Consider the following 19,273-nt stretch of genomic DNA (forward strand, 5'->3'; position numbering starts at 1 on the left):
CCCCTGTCAAGAGATCAGATTTTCCAGATCTTCGGCTGATAGACGTTTGAGGGCCTCCAAGGATTTAGCCAAGGCATCGTTGACCGCCTGGGTGTGCGGCTGAGCACCAGCGATCTCGGCGCAGTAGGTTTGCAGGTCGTGGGTGGTGAACAGCGCCTTGACCGCTGTTTCCAGCTTCAACTGCTCACGCAGGCGCACGGTGACCTGGGTGGCCAGCAGCGAATGCCCGCCGAGGTCGAAGAAGTTGTCGGCAAGGCCGACCTGATCGACGTGCAGCACCTCCTGCCAGATCTGCGCCACTTGCTGCTGCAGTTCGCTCTGCGGTGCCAGGTAGGCCACCCGGGCGACACTCAGGTCAGGGGCTGGCAGGCGGTTGCGGTCAAGCTTGCCATTGGGGGTGTGGGGGAAGGTTGCGACGAACGTCGTCCAGGTCGGCACCATGTACTCCGGCAACGCGCTGCGCAGTTGCCGCTTCAGCGCCTCGCCCAGTGCCTCCCGCGTTTGCGCATCGTCGACCACGGCCACGTCCTGCGGCACCAGGTAAGCCACCAGCTGCTGGCCACCAGGCCCCGGCCGGGCGACTACCGCCGCTTCGCGAATGGCCGGATGACGCGCCAGTTGTGCCTCGATTTCACCGAGTTCGATGCGGTAGCCACGCATCTTCACTTGCTGGTCGATTCGCCCGAGGTATTCCACCACACCCTCGGCCCGGTAACGCGCCAGGTCGCCGGTGCGGTAAAGCCGTTCACCGCTCCCGGCGAACGGGTCGGGGACGAAACGCTCGGCGGTCAGCCCTGGCCGCTGGTAATACCCGCGCGCCAGGCCCGCCCCGCCAATCAGCAGCTCGCCGGCAACGCCAACAGGCACTGGCGCCAGGTCCTCACCCAGCAGGTAGAGCCGGGTATTGTCCACTGGCCTGCCTAGCAATGCCTGCGGCCTGGCGGGCTGCAAGCAGTGCAGCGCCGACCAGATGGTGGTTTCGGTCGGCCCGTACAGGTTCCACAACGGCCCGCCCAAGGCCAGCAGCCGCTGGGCCAGGTCATCGCTCAGCGCTTCGCCGCCACACAGCTTCGTGCAGCCGGCCAGCACCTCGCCGCGGCCGCTGTCTAGCAGCATGCGCCAGGTCGAAGGGGTGGCCTGCAGCACGGTCACTGACTGCTGCGCTACCAGCTCCAGCACCCGCTGCGGGTCCTGTGCAGTATCCGGACCGGCCAGGACCACGCAGGCGCCCTGCACCAGCGGCAAGTACAACTCCAGCCCGAAGATATCGAACGAGAACGTGGTCAAGGACAACAGGCGGTCGCCGGTAGCCAGCCCCGGCGCCTTGGCCATGCTGGCGATGAAGTTGACCAGCGCGCCGTGGGGCACCATCACCCCTTTGGGCCTGCCGGTGGAGCCCGAGGTGTAGATCATGTAGGCAAGGTGCTCGGCCGACAGCTGCGGCTGCGGGTTGTGCACACTGTAGGCTGCCGCGTTGCAGCCACTGCCCAGCGGGTGCTCGGGCGCCAGCAACAGGCACTGGACCGTGGCCGGTATCGGCAGGCGTGCCTGGAGCGACGGTTGGGTCAGCAGCAGCCTGATGCCGCTGTCCTCCATCATGTAGGCCAGCCGCTCGTCCGGGTAGTGGGGGTCCAGCGGTACATAGGCACCCCCGGCCTTGAGCACGGCCAGCAAGGCGACGAGCATCTGTGGCGAGCGTTCGAGGGCCACCCCGACTTTGACGTCCGGCCCTACGCCGCCTTCGATCAGGCGCCAGGCCAGGCGGTTGGCGTGTTCGTTGAGTTGCTGGTAGCTCAGCGTCTGGTCTTCGAACTGCAAGGCCGGTGCATGCGGTGTGGCATGGGCACGCTGCTCGATCATGTGCTGGATACAGGCGTCGGCAACCGGCACCGCCGTGTCATTCCAGGCCTGGCCGATCACGTCCAGCTCGAGGTCGCTGAGCAGTGGCAACGCAGCGATTCGCTGACCCGCGTCGGCCACGATGCCGTCCAGCAATTGCAGCCAGTGCCCGGCCATTCGCGCTATGGTGGTGACATCGAACAGATCGGTGGCGTAGTTGAAAGAAGCGCCGATCTGCCCTGGCGCTTCGAAGGTTTCCAGGGTGAGGTCAAACGGCGCGGTGCGCGTTTCACCAGGCAAAGCCTCGATACGCAGCGCTGTGTCGCTGGCGGCCTGCTGGCCATTGCCCTGGCGCTGGTGGTTGAACATGACCTGGAACAACGGGCTGTGGCTCAGGCTACGCCCCGGCTGCAAGGCTTCGACCAGTTGTTCGAACGGCAGCTCTTGATGGGCCTGGGCGTCGCTGGCGGCCTGGCGGGCTTGCTGCAACAGCGCGCGGAAGGTCTGCTGCGGCTCGATTTGCGCGCGCAGCACCTGGGTGTTGACGAAAAACCCGATCAACCCTTCGGTTTCTACCCGGTTGCGGTTGGCGATGGGCACACCCACGCGAATATCCTGCTGCCCGCTGTAGCGCTGCAGCAAGGCCTGGAACGCAGCCAGCAACAGCACGAACAAGGTCACCCCTTCGTGGCGGGCCAGGTCTTGCAGGCGTTGGCACAGTTCGGCCGGCAAGCTGAAGTCATGCCGTGCGCCGCGGTAGCTCATCAGCCCCGGGCGGGGCCGATCGGTGGGCAGTTCCAGCACCGGCTGCTGGCCACCCAACTGCGCTTGCCAATAGGCCAGCTGCCGCTCGCGCTCACCGGCCTCCATCCAGCGCCGTTGCCAGATGGCATAGTCGGCGTACTGGATGGGCAGCGGCCGAACAGCCACGGCATGCCCTTGGCAGCAGGCACTGTAACCCTGCAGCAGTTCATCGACCATGACCTTCAGCGACCAGCCGTCAGCGGCGATGTGGTGCACCACCAGGCTGAACACATGGTCCTCGGCCGCCAGGCGCAGCAACGCCACGCGCAACACGGGGCCATGTTGCAGGTCGAACGGCTGCTCCCGGTGGGCTTCGACAAAGGCCTGAATCTGCGCCTGCTCATCGCCCACACCGCGCTCACGGCATTCGATCGCCACCGTCAGCTGTGGGGCGATTTGCTGGCGTGGGCCACCGTCGCGGCTGTCATGGGTGAACGTGGTGCGCAAGCTCTCGTGCCGCGCCAGCAGCGCATCAAAACTGCCTTGCAAGGCCTGCAGGTTCAGCGGGCCATGCAGGCGCAGGCTGACCCCGATGTTGTAGGCAGTGCCCTGAGGCTCCATCTGCCACAGGAACCATTGGCGCTCCTGGGCAAACGACAACGGCACCACGGTGGTGTCGTCGCGCACCAGCGGAATGGGCAGGTTCGCCGGGGATACGCCCTCTTCAAGCATTTTCTGCAGGTATTGGCGACGCTTTTCCAGCGGCAGATTGATGAAGCGCTGAGCAATTTTCGTGGCGACTGCGGTGTCCATCACACCTCCTCCATTTCGTCCAGCAGAGCCGACAGCTTGCTGAGTGTTTGTGTGTCCGCCGGCGCAGATGCCTGGGCCAGCTGTTCGGCGAAGCTCGCCAGGGTCGGGTGCTGGAAAATCAGTTGCGGGGTCAGGCTCAGGCCGAGTTCCAGTTGCACCCGCGATACCACGCTCACGGCCAGCAGCGAGTGGCCGCCCAGCTCGAAGAAGTGATCGTCCAGGCCTACTTGCTCAAGCTTGAGCACGTCCTGCCAGATGGCTGCCAGCTGCTGTTCCAGCTCACTGCCTGGGGCGCGATAACCTTGCTGCAACAGGCTGGCATCGGCCTTGGGCAAGGCCTTGCGGTCGAGCTTGCCGTTGGCTGTCAGCGGCCACCGGTCGAGCAGCAGCAGGTGCGCCGGGACCATGTAGTCCGGCAGCGCTTCCTTCAGCTGTTCGCGCAGCTGCGCGCGCAGCCCGGCCTGCTGCTCCAGCGCTACCTCGGCAGCGGGGATCAGGTAGGCCACCAGCTGCTGGCCGGTCGCGCCTTCCTGGGCCAGCACCAGGGCCTCGCGCACCTGCGGCTGGGCCTGCAGGCGGGCTTCGATCTCACCCAGCTCTATGCGGAAGCCGCGGATCTTCACCTGGTGGTCGATGCGCCCGGCGTATTCGATCACCCCGTCGGCGTGGTAGCGCGCCAGGTCACCGGTGCGGTACAGGCGCCCGCCAGGGGCACCGAACGGGTCCGGCACGAAGCGCGTGGCGCTCAGGTCGCTGCGCTTGAGGTAGCCGCGCGCCAGGCCGGCGCGGCCCACGTACAGCTCGCCGATGCAGCCTTTGGCTACCGGGTTCAGGTCGCCGTCGAGCACATACCAGGACAGGTCGGGGATCGGCACGCCCATCGGGCTGCTGGCCGCCTTGCCCAGGTCAGCCAGCGACAGCGGCCGGTAGCTGACATGCACGGTGGTTTCGGTGATGCCGTACATGTTCACCAGCTGCGGCTGGCGGTCGCCGAAGCGTTCGAACCACGGTGCCAGGCTGTTGACGTCCAGCGCCTCGCCCCCGAACACCACGCTGCGCAGTGCCAGTGGCCGCTGCGGCTCGGCCGTGGTGGCCACCGCCATCAGTTGCTTGAACGCCGACGGGGTCTGGTTCAGCACCGTGACCTGTTCATCGGCCAGCAACTGGTAGAAGGCCTCGGGTGAACGGCTGGTGTGCTGCGGCACAATCACCAGGCGCCCGCCGTACAGCAGGGCGCCGAAGATTTCCCACACCGAGAAGTCGAAGGCATAGGAGTGGAACAGGCTCCACACGTCGTCGCTGCCGAAGCGGAAGTCGGCGTCGGTGGCCGTGAACAGGCGCAGCACGTTGCGCTGCGGCAGCAGCACGCCCTTGGGCTTGCCGGTGGAACCGGAGGTGTAGATCACGTAGGCGAGGTTGTCCGGGCTGACCGTGACCGGCGAGCAGGCCAGCGGGTCGGCCTGGCTGCTGTCATCGTTGCTTGCCAGGCTGAGCACGCGCACGCCTGCCGGCACCGGCAGGCTGGCCAGCACCTGGGGCTGGGCCAGCACGCGCTGCAGGCCGCTGTCTTCGATCATGTAGGCCAAACGGTCGGCCGGGTAGGCCGGGTCCAGCGGCACATAGGCACCGCCAGCCTTGAGGATGGCGAAGATGCCAACGACCATGTCCAGCGAGCGCTCGGCAGCCAGGCCGACCAGCACGTCGGGCCCGACCCCGTCGTCGACCAGGCGCCGCGCCAGGGCGTTGGCACGCTGGTTGAGCTGGGCATAGCTCAGGGCCTGGCCCTCGCAGGTGACGGCGATGGCATCGGGGGTGCGCTGCACCTGGGCCTCGATCCGGCTGTGCAGGGCCTGGTCGGCCGAGTGCTCGGCGGGGGCCGGGTTCCACTGGGCGAAGGTGGCCTGCTGCTGTTGCGCATCGAGCAGCGTCAGGCTGCCCAGCGCCTGGTGCGCCGAGGCCTCGACAATCTGCTCCAGCAACTGTCGCAGGTGGCCAGCCAGTTGCTCGACCTGCACGGCAGCGAAACAGCCACGGTCGTAGCCGAAGGTCACCGACAGCGTCTCGCCCTGGTTGACCGCCAGGGTCAATGGGTAGTTGGCCTGCTCATGGTTGTGCACTGCATCGAAACGCAGCCCCTCGGGTGCCGTTTGCTGGAGGATCTCCGAGACCGGGTAGTTCTCGAACACCATGATGCTGTCGAACAGCCCCTCGCCGCCGTGACCGGCCCAGCGCTGGATCTCGAACAATGGCGTGTGTTCGTGTTCACGCAATTGCAGGTTGAGGCTTTGCAACGCTTGCAGCCATTGCACCACGGGTTGTTCCGGGCGCGGGCTGGCAACCACTGGCAAGGTGTTGATGAACAGCCCGATGTGCGCTTCGACGCCGCGCAGCTCGGCAGGACGGCCTGCTACGGTGACACCGAATGCGACCGCCGCCTGCCCGGTATAACGCTGCAACAGCAACAACCAGGCCCCTTGCATCAAGGTGTTGAGCGTGACCTTGTGCTGCCGGGCAAAATCGCTGAGCTGGCGGGTTTGCTGGCGATCACGCAGCAAGACAACCTGCCCCTGCCCGGCCACGTCGGCTTCGGCCAATGGCTGGCCGGTCGCCAGGCTGCGGCTGAGCAGTGTGGGCTGTTCCAGGTCCGCCAGGCGGGCTTTCCAGAACTGCTCGCTGGCCTGCGCATCCTGGCGCTGCAACCAGCCGATGTAATCGCGGTAGCGCCCTGCCGGCGCCGCTGGGCGAGGCTCGCCGCGGGCCTGGGCGCCGTATTGTTCGAGTACCTCCCCCAGCAGCTGCGAATAGCTCCAACCGTCCATGAGGATGTGGTGGTTGGTATCGATCAGGTGGTAGCGATCGTCGCCAATGCGGATGACCTGGATGCGCTGCAGCGGCGCCTTGCCCAGGTCGAACCCGCGCAGGCGTTCGGCGTTGGCCAACTGGTCGAGCGCGGTGGGCAGCTCCCGCCGCTCGCGCCAATCCTGGTACACCAGCGCCACGGCCAGGTGCTTGTGGATCACCTGCAACGGTTGCTGCTGGCCCTGCCACAGCACACTGGCGCGCAGCACCTCGTGACGGTCGTAGACTGCCTGCCAGGCGGCCCGCAGGCGTTCGGCATCCAGCCCCTGCACATCGGCACGCATCTGGTTGATGTAGTCACCGCTGCCCTGCTCGTACAGCGAGTGGAACAGCATGCCTTGCTGCATCGGCGACAGCGCGTAGATGTCTTCGACTTGCGCCGCCGGTACCGGCAACGCATCGAGCTGGGCCTGGCTCAGGCCCGCCAGCGGGAAGTCCGAAGGTGTCATGCCCTGTTCACCGGCCTCGTTGGCCTGCAGGCAATGCTCGACCAGGCTGCGCAGCTCGCGCCCGTAATCGTCCGCCAGGCGTTGCACGGTCTGTTCATCGAACAGGTCGAGGCTGAACGTCCAGCCCATGCGCAGCTCGCCGCCATAGACCTGGCCATTGAGGCTGAGCCAGTTTTCCAGCGGCGCGTCAGCGCTCTGCTCGGCGCCGACGCCCAGCCGGGAAGGTTGCAGCAAGGCATCACCGGCGCCATCGAAGCTGGCGTCGAACTGCCCCAGGTAGTTGAAGGTGATGCGTGGTGTTGCCAGGCCTTGCAGGGCCTGACGCTGCTCGTCACTGCCAAGGTAACGCAGCACACCGTAACCCAGGCCTTTGTTGGGGATGGCGCGCAACTGCTCCTTGACCTGCTTGATCGACGCGCCCAGCTCGCCCTCGACGCGCAGGCACACCGGGTACAGGCTGGTGAACCAGCCGACGGTTCGGCTGAGGTCAAGGTCGGCGGACAGTTCTTCGCGGCCATGCCCTTCCAACTGAATCAGCGTCGCGGCCTGGCCGCTCCAGCGACCCACCACGCGCGCCAGCGCAGTCAGCAGCAAGTCGTTGACCTGAGTACGATAGGTGGCCGGAGCCTCTTGCAGAAGCTGCCGGGTCACTTCGCGGTCAAGTTGCGTGCTGACCGTGCGCGCACGTCGGCGTTGTTGCCCGGCACCCGGGTGGTCGCAGGGCAGCTCGGCGTGGTCGTGCTGCAACTGCGCCTGCCAGTACGCCAGCTCGCTGCCAAGCCCTGCGCTGCCAGCATAGGCTTGCAACTGCCCGGCCCAGTCCCTGAGCGAACTGGTCTTGGCCGGCAGCACCACCGTTTGGCCCGCCACGCATTGACGATAGGCACGCTGCAAGTCTTCCAGCAGGATTCGCCAGGACACCCCGTCGACCAACAGGTGATGGATCACCAGCAACAAGCGCTGGCACTCGCCCGGTTGCGTTACCAGCACCGCACGCACCAGGTCGCCGCTGCCCAGGCACAGGCTGGCCTGGGCCTGGTCGCACAATGCCTCTAGCGCCTGCGCATCGGCACAGTCACGCTGCCACAACAGCGCGTGGCGCACGTGCGCTTCGCCGAAGCTGGCGCGCCAGCCCTGTTCGCTTTCGTCGAACTTCAGGCGCAAGCCGTCATGGTGTACCACCAACTGGTGCAGGGCGTGTTCCAGCCGGTCGGCATCCAGCGGCTGCAGGGCGTCCAGCAGCACCGACTGGTTCCAGTGATGGCGCTCGGGAATAGCCAGCGCGAAGAATTCGGCCTGGGCCGGCAGCAGGTGCAGCTCACCGCTGACCGGGCCCTGGTCGATCTGCTGCTGAGCGGCCCCCAGCCGAGCGACACGCGCCAGGCCCTGCACCGTCTGCTGCTCGAAAACATCTTTGGGGCTGAAGGCGATGCCGGCCTGGCGGGCGCGCCCGACCACCTGGATGGAAACGATCGAATCGCCACCCAGTTCGAAGAAGTTGTCGTCCAGCCCCACCTGCTCAAGCTTGAGCACGTCCTGCCAGATCGCGGCCAGCTGCTGCTCCAGTTCACTGCGCGGGGCAACATAGGCCTGGCGTGCCTGACTCATGTCCGGCAGCGGCAGCGCCTTGCGGTCTACCTTGCCGTTCGGCGTCAACGGCAGGCGCGCCATCAGCACCCAGTGCACGGGTACCATGTAGTCGGGCAGACGGGCTTTCAGGCTGGCTTTGAGCTGTTGCTTGAGCGCGTCGGCAGCCACAGCGTCATCCGCCACGCAATAGGCCACCAACTGCGGCCCGTTGGCGCCGGGCTGGGCCATCACCACCGCCTCGCGTACCTGATCGCTGTCGAGCAACGCGGCTTCGATTTCGCCCAGCTCGATACGGAAACCGCGGATCTTGACCTGGTGATCGACCCGGCCGACGTATTCCAGCACGCCGTCGGCACGGCGCCGGGCCAGGTCGCCAGTGCGGTACAGGCGCTCGCCGGGCGCCCCGCAAGGGTGCGGAATAAAGGCCTGGGCAGTACGCAGTGGGTCGCCGACATAGCCACGGCCCACGCCGGTTCCTGCCACGCACAGCTCTCCGGTGACGCCCAGCGGCGCCAGCTCCAGCGCGGCGTCCAGCACATACAGGCGGTTGTTGTCGGTGGGGCTGCCAATGGGCAGGTACACGCCTTGCGTGCTCGCCAGGTCGACGCGGAAGAACGCCACGTCATCGGAACATTCGGCCGGCCCATAGGCATTGACCAGCCCGACATCGGGATAGCGCTGCAACCATTGACGAGCGAGCTCCGGCGCCAGCGCTTCGCCAGTGGGCAGCATCCAGCGCAGCGACGGCACGGCAATGGCCGGGGCCTGGAACATACCCTGGATCAACGACGGCACACTCTCGAGCACACTGATGCGCTGCTCGCGCACGTGCTGCAGCAAGGCTTCAGGGTCATGGGCCAGCTCGTTTGGCACAATCTGTACACAGCCGCCAAACAGTGGCGCTGCAAGGAACTGCCACACGGAGATGTCGAAGCTCTGCGACGCGGTCTGGGCGATCACGTCGTCCGGCCCCAGGCCCAGGTAAGGCACCTTGCTCAGTTGGTTGTTGAGCATGCCCGCCTGCTCGACCATCACCCCTTTGGGCTGCCCAGTCGAGCCCGAGGTGTAGATCACGTACGCCAGGTGCTGCGGGCCACTGTAGCGCTGCGGATCGTGCTCGGCGCTGCCAGGCCGGTCGAGTGCTTCCAGCACCAGCAGCTGCGGCCGCCGTGCTTCGTCCAGTGCGTCCAGCAAAGCCTCGGCCTGCGCCTGGCACGCCTCGGTGCAGAGCAACACCGGGGTGCGGCTCAAGGCGACGATATGGCTCAGGCGTTGTTGTGGCAGGCCAGGGTCCAGTGGCAGGTAGCCGGCGGCGGCCTTGAAGGTGCCCACCATCATGCCCAGCAGCTCAAGGCTGCGCTGCGCCAGCAATGCCACTGGCTGGTCAGGCCCGACCCCCAGCGCAATCAGCCCATGGGCCACACGGTTGGCACGGCGGTTGAGCTCGCTGTAGCTGTACTGCCGGTCGCCGCAGCGCGCAACGACCGCCTGTGGGGTACGGGCCACCTGCGCTTCGAACAGCTCGGCATAACTGTGCTGCAGCGGGTATTCGGCAGCCGTTTGGTTGACGTGCTGCAACAGCCCTTCGCGGGTGGCAGGGGCTACCAGGCAGAACGCGCCCAGGCAGCTGTCCAGCGGCAAGCTCAGACACTGCTGCAGCACATGCTGGAAGTTGTCCGCCAGCGCAGCCAGCGCCGGGCGCTGCAGATGCTCCAGCGCATGGCTGTAGTGCAACTGCAAGGTCTGCCCTTGGCTGATCGACAAGGTCAGCGGGTAATGCGTCTGTTCGCGGCTGTAGACCTCGCCGAAGCTCAAGCCTGCCGGGGCACCCTGCTGCAGCGCTTCAGAAACCGGGTAGTTCTCGAAGACCAGGATGTTGTCGAACAGGGCCTCGCCGCCCTGCCCGCTCCAGCGCTGGATGTCGAACAGCGGGGTGTGTTCGAACTCGCGCATGGCCACGTTCTGCGCCTGCAACTGCTGCAGGAATTGCGCGAACGGCAGCTGCGGGGCCGGGCTGGCAGTGACCGGCAAGGTGTTGATGAACAGGCCCACCTGCTGCTCGATGCCCTTGAGCGCCGCCGGGCGCCCGGCAACCGTGGCCCCGAACGTGACGCTGTCCTGCCCGGTATAGCGTTGCAGCAGCAACAGCCAGGCACCCTGCAGCAAGGTGTTGAGGGTGACCTTGTGTTGGCGCGCCAGTGCCACCAGCTGCCCGGTGGTGGCGGCATCGATCACCTGCACATGCTCGGCGTAGCCCTGCCCGGCTTCGGCCTGGGCCTCGTAGGCAATGGCCTGCGCCAGGCGGGTGGGCCCTTGCAGGTCGCGCAGACAGTCTTTCCAGAACGCTTCACCGGCAGCGGCGTCCTGCCGGCCCAGCCAGCCGATGTAATCGCTGTAGCGGCTGGTGACCGGTGGCAATGCCGAGGGCTGACCGTCGCCCAGCAGGGCGTACTGGTGCAGCACTTCGCCCAACAGCTGGGAGTTGCTCCAGCCATCCATGAGGATGTGATGGCTGGTATAGAGCAAGTGCTGTCGGGCCGGACCGGTGCGCACCAGCGCCAGGCGCAGCAACGGCGCCTGGCTGAGGTCGAAGCCCTGCTGGCGCTGGTCGAGTGCCAGTTGCTCAAGGGCAGCCTCAAGGCCTTCGCGCCCCTGCCAGTCGTGCACCACGAACGGCAGTTCAACGTGTTTGCGTACCACCTGCAGGGCCTGCTCGTGTTCCCAGTGGAACTGCGTGCGCAAGATATCGTGGCGCTGCAGTACAGCCTCCCAGGCACGGCGGAAACGCTCGACATCCAGGCCGTCGACATCGACGCGCATCTGGTTCACGTAATCCCCCGCCTGCTGCTCGTACAAGGCGTGGAACAGCATGCCCTGCTGCATCGGCGCCAGCGGATAGAGGTCGGCGATCTCGGCCGCGGGCACTGGCAGTTGGTCCAGCTGGGTCTGCGACAGGCGCGCCAGCGGGAAGTCGGACGGCGTTACACCGCACACCCCCGGTGTGCAGCAGTGCTCGATCAACGCCTGCAACTCGCGGGTGTAATCTGCGGCCAGGCGCTCAAGGGTGGCGCTATCGAACAGTTCGCGACTGAACGTCCAGCCCAGGCTCAGCTCACCGCCGTACACCTGGCCATTGAGGCTCAACAGGTTGCCCAGCGGCGCCTGCGCGTCGTGATCGGCGCCCTTGTCTTCCTTGGCCGGCACGAACAGCGCTTCGGCCTGATCGAAGCTGCCATCGAACTGGCCCAGGTAGTTGAAGGTGATTTCCGGCAGCGGTGCATGGCCCAGTTGCTGGCGCGCCTCGGCGCTGCCCCATTGGCCCAGCACCCCGAAACCGATGCCGTTGTCGGGAATGCTGTGCAGGTGCTGCTTGACCTGCTTCAAGGTGTGGGAACGCTCGCTGGGCACCGCCAGCTTCAGCGGGAACACCGTGGTGAACCAGCCGAGCGTGCGGCTGAGGTCCAGGTCGTCGAACAGCGCTTCACGGCCATGACCTTCCAGCAGTACCGACACTTCGTCGCGCCCGGTCCAGCCTGCAATCACCCGCACCAAGGCTGCCAGCAGCAGGTCGTTGACCCGTGTGCGGTAGGCGGCCGGCGCCTCGCGCAGCAGCCGCTCGGTCCATGCCCGGTCCAGGCGGCTGTAAACCGTGTGGGCGTGGCACTGCTGATTGGCTGCGGCCAGGTCGCTGACCTGCCGACGCGGCAGTGCGGCGCGCCCCTGCAACTGCTCGCACCAGTAGCCAAGCTGGCCCTGCATGTGCGCTGCATGCCCCTGCAAGCGCTTGGCCCATGCCTGCATGGAATGGCTCTTGGCGGGCAGGTTCGGCTGGTTACCCGCAAGCACGGCAGCGTAGGCCTGTTGCAGGTCCTCCAGCAGGATGCGCCATGACACCCCATCCACCACCAGGTGATGAACGACCAACAGCAAGCGCTGGCTGCCGTCCGCCAGCGTTGCGAGCAAGGCACGCAGCAATGGCCCGTTTTCCAGGTCAAGGCTGCGCTGCGCCTGCTCTACCAAGCTTTGCAACGTACCTTCGTCGGCCACCGCGGCCTGCCATAGCAGCGCCGCCTGGGCGCACTGGGCAGGGCTGCGGTAGCGCGCCTTCCAGCTGTCATCGGCGGGCGCAAAGCTCAGGCGCAAGGCATCATGGTGCTCGACCAGGGCGTGCAGGGCCTGCTCCAGGTCAGCAGCGTTCAAAGGCTGCCGTGGTTCAAGCAGGATCGACTGGTTCCAGTGGTGACGTGCCGGGATCTCCTGGGCAAAGAACAGCTGGTGCACCGGTAGCAGCAGTTGCTCACCACTGAGCGGCCCCTGGTCGGCTTGCACCTCGCATGCGCCGACCTGGGCAACGCTGGCCAGTGCGGCCACGGTCTGATGCTCGAACAGATCACGGGCACTGAACAGCAGGCCATCCTGACGCGCCCGACTGACCAGCTGGATCGAGATGATCGAGTCGCCCCCGAGCTCGAAGAAGTTGTCACTCACGCCCACCTGCGGCAGCTTCAGCACGCGCTGCCACAACGCGGCAAGACGCTGCTCCAGGGCATTGCGTGGCGCCACGTAGGCCTGCTGCAGGGCGCTGAAGTCGGGTGCCGGCAGTGCTTTGCGGTCGAGCTTGCCGTTGGGCAGCAACGGCAGTTGCTCAAGCACCAGCCAGTGGGTCGGCAGCATGTAGTCCGGCAGGCTCTGGCGCAGCGCCGCCTTCAGCTGCTCGCGCTGCTCGGCCGGCCCGTGTGCGGCAATGCTATCGGCCAGCACCAGGTAAGCCGCCAGCTGCTTGCCGCTTGGGCCGTCGACGGCTACCACCACGGCCTCGCGCACCTCGGCGCAGGCCAGCAGGCACGCCTCGATTTCGCCCAGTTCGACACGGAAGCCGCGGATTTTTACCTGGTTATCGATCCGCCCCAGGTAATCGAACTGCCCGTCGGCGCGCAGGCGAACCTGGTCACCGGTGCGGTACAGGCGCGCACCCTCGGTGCCAAACGGGTCGGGCACGAAGCGCTCGGCCGTCAGCCCCGGGCGCCCCAGGTAGCCGCGGGCCAGGCCGGCACCGCCCAGGTACAGCTGCCCGGCCACGCCTGCTGGCAGAAGGCCCAGGGCGGCGTCCAGCACACACGCACTGCGCTCGCCGACAGGCTGGCCGATCGGTGCATAGGCGCTGTCGCAATGATCCCCGGCGCGGGTACGCCAGACCATCGGCGTGACCACGGTCTCGGTGGGGCCATACCCATTGATCATCACCTGGGGTTGCAGGCTTTGCTGCACCCGCTCGTAAGTCGCCCGCGGCATGGCATCGCCGCCAAAGCTGTAAAGACGAACCGGTGGAGGGTTACCGGCATGCGCCGCATGCTCGGCCAGCTGTTGCAGGTAGGCCGGCGGGAATCCGGCCATGGTCACCCCATGCCGGCGTATCTCCTCGTAGGTGCGCTCGGGGCTCCACAGCTCATCGTCGCGCAGCAGCAGGCTACCCCCCATGACCAGCGAGGTCAGCCAGCGTTCATGAGCACCGTCGAAGGCAAACGACAGGAAATGCAGCTCACGGTCCGCCGGGGTCATTTCGTACCATTGGCCAGTGGCCAGGCAGTGCATGGCCAGCGGCCCGTGTGCGACCGCAACGCCTTTGGGCTGGCCGGTAGAACCCGAGGTGTAGATCACGTAGGCCAGGTTCTGTGGGTTCAATGCCACGGTGGGTGCATGTTCGGCGCCCGGCTGCTCAACCCGTTGGTCGAGCAGCAGCGTACGCATGCCGGCCTGCACGTCCAGGCCCGGCAGCACCCGGCTGTGACTGAGCAACAGGTCGATGCCGCTGTCCTGCATCATGTAGGCCAGGCGCTCTGCCGGGTACTGCGGGTCCAGCGGCAGGAACGCGCCCCCGGCCTTGAGAATGCCCAGCAAACCGACAACCATGTCGAGCGAACGCTCCAGGGCGATGCCCACCAGCACGTCGGGGCCGACACCCAGCGCCCGCAGGCGGTGTGCCAGCTGGTTGGCCCGGGCCTCGAGCTGGCCGTAGCTCAGTTGCTGGTCGCCGACCAGCAACGCTACCGCTTGCGGTTGGCGCTGGGCCTGTTCGGCAATCAGCTGGTGGACCGCCGCCGGCGCGGCCGCGAGCCCCGCCTGTTGCCAGCCCTGCAACAGGGCCGCCTGCTCCTGCGGCGCCAGCAACGGCAGCTCGCCGACAGCCTGGGCTGGGTCGGCGGCCAGGCCGCGCAGCAAGTTGCACCAGTGCTCAGCCATGCGTTGCAGGGTAGCGGCTTCGAACAGCTCGGCAGCGTAGAGGAACGACACGTTGATCGCCGCGTCGGTCTCCAGCGTTTCCAGGGTCAGGTCGAATTGCGCGGTGCCACCCTGCAGGGTCATTTCCTCGGCATGCAAACCTGCCAGGCTGGTGCTGCCCACCTGCTGGCCGGCAATGCTGAGGTGGTTGTACATCACCTGGAACAGCGGGTTGCGGTCCAGCGAGCGTTGCGGGTTCAAGGCCTCGACCAGGCGGTCGAACGGCAGGTCCTGATGCGCCTGGCCGGCCAGCGCCGTGGCCTTGACCTGGCTGAGCAGCGCCGCGCCGCTCATGGCCGGGTCGACTTCGACGCGCATGACCAAGGTATTGACGAAAAAGCCCAGGACGTTTTCCAGCTCTTGCCGGCTGCGGTTGCTCACCGGTATGCCGATGCGCACATCGGGTTGTTCGCAGTAGCGTTGCAACAACAGGGCAAAAGCCCCGAGGAACAGCTGGAACAGGGTCAGCTCATGCTCACGCGCCAACTGCCGCAAGCGCTGCGCCAGTTCGCTGTCCAGGGCGAACGCGACGCGCCCCAGCCGGTGGTCTTTCAGCGCGCTGCGCGGGTGGTCGATTGGCAGTTCCAGGATGGGCTGCTCGCTTCCCAGCTGCCCGCGCCAGTAGTCCAGCTGGCGCTGGAGCTCGCCCTGGTCGAGCCAGTGCTTGTGCCAGGCGGCGTAATCGGCGTACTGGATCGGCAGCCTGGCCAATGCCGGCGCCTCGCCCCGGTGCAAGGCCTGGTACAGGGCAACGAACTCACGCACCATCACGCTCATCGAACCACCATCGGAAATGATGTGGTGCAAGGTGACCACCAGCAACTGGTCCTGCTCGCCCAACTGCAGCACCTTGGCGCGCCACAACGGGCCGGTGCCCAGGTCGAACAGCCGCTGGGTCTCGGCCAGTACCTGAGCCTGTATCTGTGCCAGCTCGGCCGTTGCTGGCAGTCGGTCCCAGGTTAGCGGTAATTCACCCGCAGGCTGAATGCGCTGCAGCAACACGCCATCGCGCTCGACGAACGTAGTGCGGAAGGCTTCATGGCGTTCGCAGAGGATCACGAAGGCCTGGGTCAATGCGGCACGATCCAGTTCGCCACGCAGGCGCACGACCATAGGTGTGTGGTAGGCGGTGCTGTGCGGCTGCATCTGCCAGAACAGCCATTGCCGCTGCTGGGCGTGCGACGCGACCAGGGGCTGGTCACGCGGCACCGCTGCGATCGGCTCGACGTGCTGCGCGCCAGCGCCCAGTACCTGTTCGGCAAAGCCCTGCAGCGAGTTGCTTTCGAAAAGGCTGCGCAACGGCACGTCACGCCCCAGGATGCGCCGGACCCGGGCGATGATCTGCGTCGCCAGCAGGGAATGCCCACCCAAGGCGAAGAAGTTGTCATCAAGCCCTACCTGGGCGACGTTCAGCACGTCCTGCCAGATCAGCGCCAACTGCTGTTGCAAGGTTGTCTGCGGGGCACGGTAGGCCTGTGCCGGGCCTTCGTCAGGCACCGGCAAGGCGCGTAAATCGAGCTTGCCGTTGAGTGTCAGTGGCATACCGGGCAATGCCATGAAGCGGCTCGGCAGCATGTAGTCCGGCAACTGCCTGGCCAGCGCCGCTTGTACGTCGGCAAGCACCTGCGGGGCGTCGGCCTGGCTGTCGGGCACCACGTAGGCGACGATACGGGCCGCGCTGCCGGTGCCGTGGATAACGGCCACGGCGTCGTGCACACGGGGCTGGCGCTTGAGGGTGTCGGTGATTTCACCCAGTTCGATGCGGTAACCGCGAATCTTCACCTGATGGTCGACCCGCCCCAGGTAATCGACCTGGCCGTTCGCCAACTGCCGCGCCAGATCGCCGGTTCGGTACACGCGGCTACCGGCGGCCCCGAACGGGTTGGGCACGAAGCGTTCGGCGGTCATCGCCGCGCGGCGGTGATAGCCTCGCGCCACCCCTGCGCCGGCAAGATACAACTCGCCCTGGCAGCCGGTGCTCAGCGGTTGCAGCGAAGCGTCCAGCACATAAGCCTGCATGTTGGCCAACGGCCGCCCAAGCGGCGCACGCCCCGTCGCCGGTGGCGCCTCGACCGCATCAGCGAGCGCGCCCACGGTGGTTTCGGTTGGGCCGTAATGGTTGAACAGCGTGCAGTGCGGGGCCAGCTGCGCCAGTTGTGCCATCAGCCCGGCGGGGCAAGCCTCGCCGCCCAGCACCAGCGCACGCTGCGGCAGTGCCCGGGCCGGGTGCGGGCCATCGAGCAATGCCTGCAGGTGGGAAGGGACAATTTTCAGCACGTCCACGGCGTGTGCGTGCATGTAGGCGGCAAAACGCTCGGCGTCCAGGCTGATGTCCAGGGCAATCACATGCAGGCAGCTGCCGCTGCACAGTGCGCCGAACAGGGTGGTATGGCCAAGGTCGGCCGCCAGCGTGGAAACCACCGCCATGCTCGCGACCCGGCCCAGCGCCAGGCGCTGCAAGGCCGCCTGCACGTAGTTGGCCAGGGCGCCATGGCTGATGGTGACACCCTTCGAACGCCCGGTAGAGCCCGAGGTATAGATGACATAGGCCAGGGTATCGGCATTCAGCTGTGCAGGCGGAGCCGTCGTACTGAAGCGCGCCAGCTCCTCTGCTGCCTGGTCGAGCACCAGGTAGCGCACTTGTGTGTCCTGCGGTAGACGGGGCAGCAGCGCCTGCTGGGTCAGCAGCAGTTGAACACCGCTGTCGTCGAGCATGTAGGCAAGCCGCTCTTGCGGGTATTCGGGGTCGAACGGCACATAGGCACCGCCGGCCTTGAGGATGGCCAGCAGGCCAACGATCATCTCCACCGACCGTTCGACTGCAATACCCACCCGTACTTCAGGCCCGACGCCCCACTCAATCAGTTGGTGTGCCAGCCGGTTGGCATCGGCATCGAGTTCGGCATAGCTCAGCTGCCGGTCGCCGAACACCAGTGCCGGGGCCTGCGGCTGCTGCGCCACCTGCGCGGCGAACAGCGCAAGTATGTTGTCGACGGCGAACTCGCTGGCGGCCGGTTGGCTGGCCTGCAGCAGCCGCTGCCGCTCGCCGGCACCCAGCAGCGGCAAATCGCCGATGGCCGCCAGCGGGTCGGCGGCCATGGCCTGCAACAGGTTCAGCCAATGGCTCGCCATACGTTCGATGGTGGCCGGGGCGAACAATTCGCGGGCATAGGTGAAGGCGGCCTGCACCTGGCCATCGCGCTCCACGGTATCGAGGGTGAGCTCGAACTGGACACTGCGCTCGTGACGCTCCAGCACGTGCAGCTCAAGGCCTGATTCGCTGCGCAAGGCGCCGATGTCGGCGACGTTCGCCTGATGGTTGTGCAACACCTGGAACAACGGCGTGTGGCTGAGGCTGCGCTCGACTTGCAGGCCTTCGACCAAACGCTCGAACGGCAAATCCTGGTGGCTCTGGGCCGCGCGGGTGGTTTCGCGGATATCGCCCAGCAATTGGGCGACGGACATCTGCGGGTCGAGCTCGGTGCGCAACACCTGGGTGTTGACGAATACGCCAATCAGCCCCTCGACTTCTTCGCGATTGCGGTTGGCGACCGGCACCCCGACACGGATGTCCTGCAGGCCACTGTAATGTTGCAAAAGCAGCTTGAAACCGGCCAACAGCACACTGAACAAGGTGACCCCTTGCTGACGCGCCAGGCCCGCCAGGCGCTCGCTCAGGCCCTGTGGCACCGCGATGGGCAGGCGCTGGCCCTGGCGGCTGGCATGCAGCGGGCGCGGGTAGTCGGCAGGCAACTGCAATACCGGGTGCTGGTCGCCCAGCTTGGCCTGCCAGTAAGCCAGCTGTCGCGCCTGCTCCCCGGCCTCCAGCCAACGCCGCTGCCACAGCGCATAGTCACTGTACTGGATCGGCAACTCAGGCAGCACCGGCACCTGCCCGCGAACCAAGGCGTCGTAGCCGTGGACGAATTCCTGGATGAGCACGTTCATCGACCAGCCGTCGGCGACGATATGGTGCAGGGTCAACAGCAGCACATGCTCCTGTGCCGCCAGCTTCAACAAGCGTACGCGAAACAGCGGGCCCTGCTGGAGGTCGAAGGGCAAACCGGCTTCGTCCCGCACCGCCTGCGCGACGGCGGCGTCGCGGGCTTCGGCGGCCAGCGCCTGAAGGTCGTGTTCTTCAATGACGATGGCCGCTGGCTGCACCACTTGCACCACGTCGTCACCCTGGGTCTGGAACACAGTACGCAGGGCCTGGTGACGCTGCAGTACCTGCTCGAACGCGCGCTGTACCGCCGAGGTGTCCAGCGCCCCTTTCAGCACCACCGCACTGGGCAGGTTGTAGGCGGCACCGTGTGGGTCCAGTTGCCACAGAAACCACATGCGCTGCTGGGCATAGGACAGTGCATGGCGATCGTCGACGGCGACGTCCGCAGGGATCGGGAATTGTGAAAAGTCGATACCCTCGCTGGCCAGGGTTTCGAGAAACAGCCGCCGCTTTTCCACCGGCAGCTCAATGAAACGGCGGGCGAGCTTCAGGGACTTCTCAACATTCATCGGGTTTCATCCGTGCACATGGGTTTCGAGTAACAACTCGGCTATCCCTACGAAACGGATGGAACACCGGGAAAATTAACCCGTCACGGCCACCGGCAAAGGCAGGCTCAGCGGGGGCCTGGGGTTCGCCATGACAGACGGTTTTCCGGTTTGCCTGCCCTCGCGCGTCATAAGGGTACCGGCGG

The 19,273-nt window shown here is 66.4% G+C and carries 2 protein-coding genes; both read right to left on the bottom strand.

The genetic code is table 11. The annotated features are described in order from the left end of the window. Window positions 1-6: 6 nt before the first annotated feature. On the bottom strand, window positions 7-3,396 hold the full coding sequence (locus tag V6093_RS09530; protein ID WP_047603525.1) for a non-ribosomal peptide synthetase: 3,390 nt from the start codon (window positions 3,394-3,396) through the stop codon (window positions 7-9). Further along, window positions 3,396-19,088, bottom strand: coding sequence for a non-ribosomal peptide synthase/polyketide synthase (locus tag V6093_RS09535; RefSeq protein ID WP_406669781.1), 15,693 nt, complete (start codon window positions 19,086-19,088; stop codon window positions 3,396-3,398). The genes V6093_RS09530 and V6093_RS09535 overlap by 1 nt, the downstream gene beginning before the upstream one ends. Between the last annotated feature and the right edge of the window lie 185 nt (window positions 19,089-19,273).

Source organism: Pseudomonas putida group bacterium ESBL64, from assembly GCF_045277175.1.
Lineage (GTDB): Bacteria > Pseudomonadota > Gammaproteobacteria > Pseudomonadales > Pseudomonadaceae > Aquipseudomonas > Aquipseudomonas alloputida.

Coding starts and splice junctions, on each gene's coding strand:
- V6093_RS09535 (WP_406669781.1), bottom strand. CDS start 19,088: ATGAATGTTGAGAAGTCCCTGAAGCTCGCCCGCCGTTTCATTGAGCTG.
- V6093_RS09530 (WP_047603525.1), bottom strand. CDS start 3,396: ATGGACACCGCAGTCGCCACGAAAATTGCTCAGCGCTTCATCAATCTG.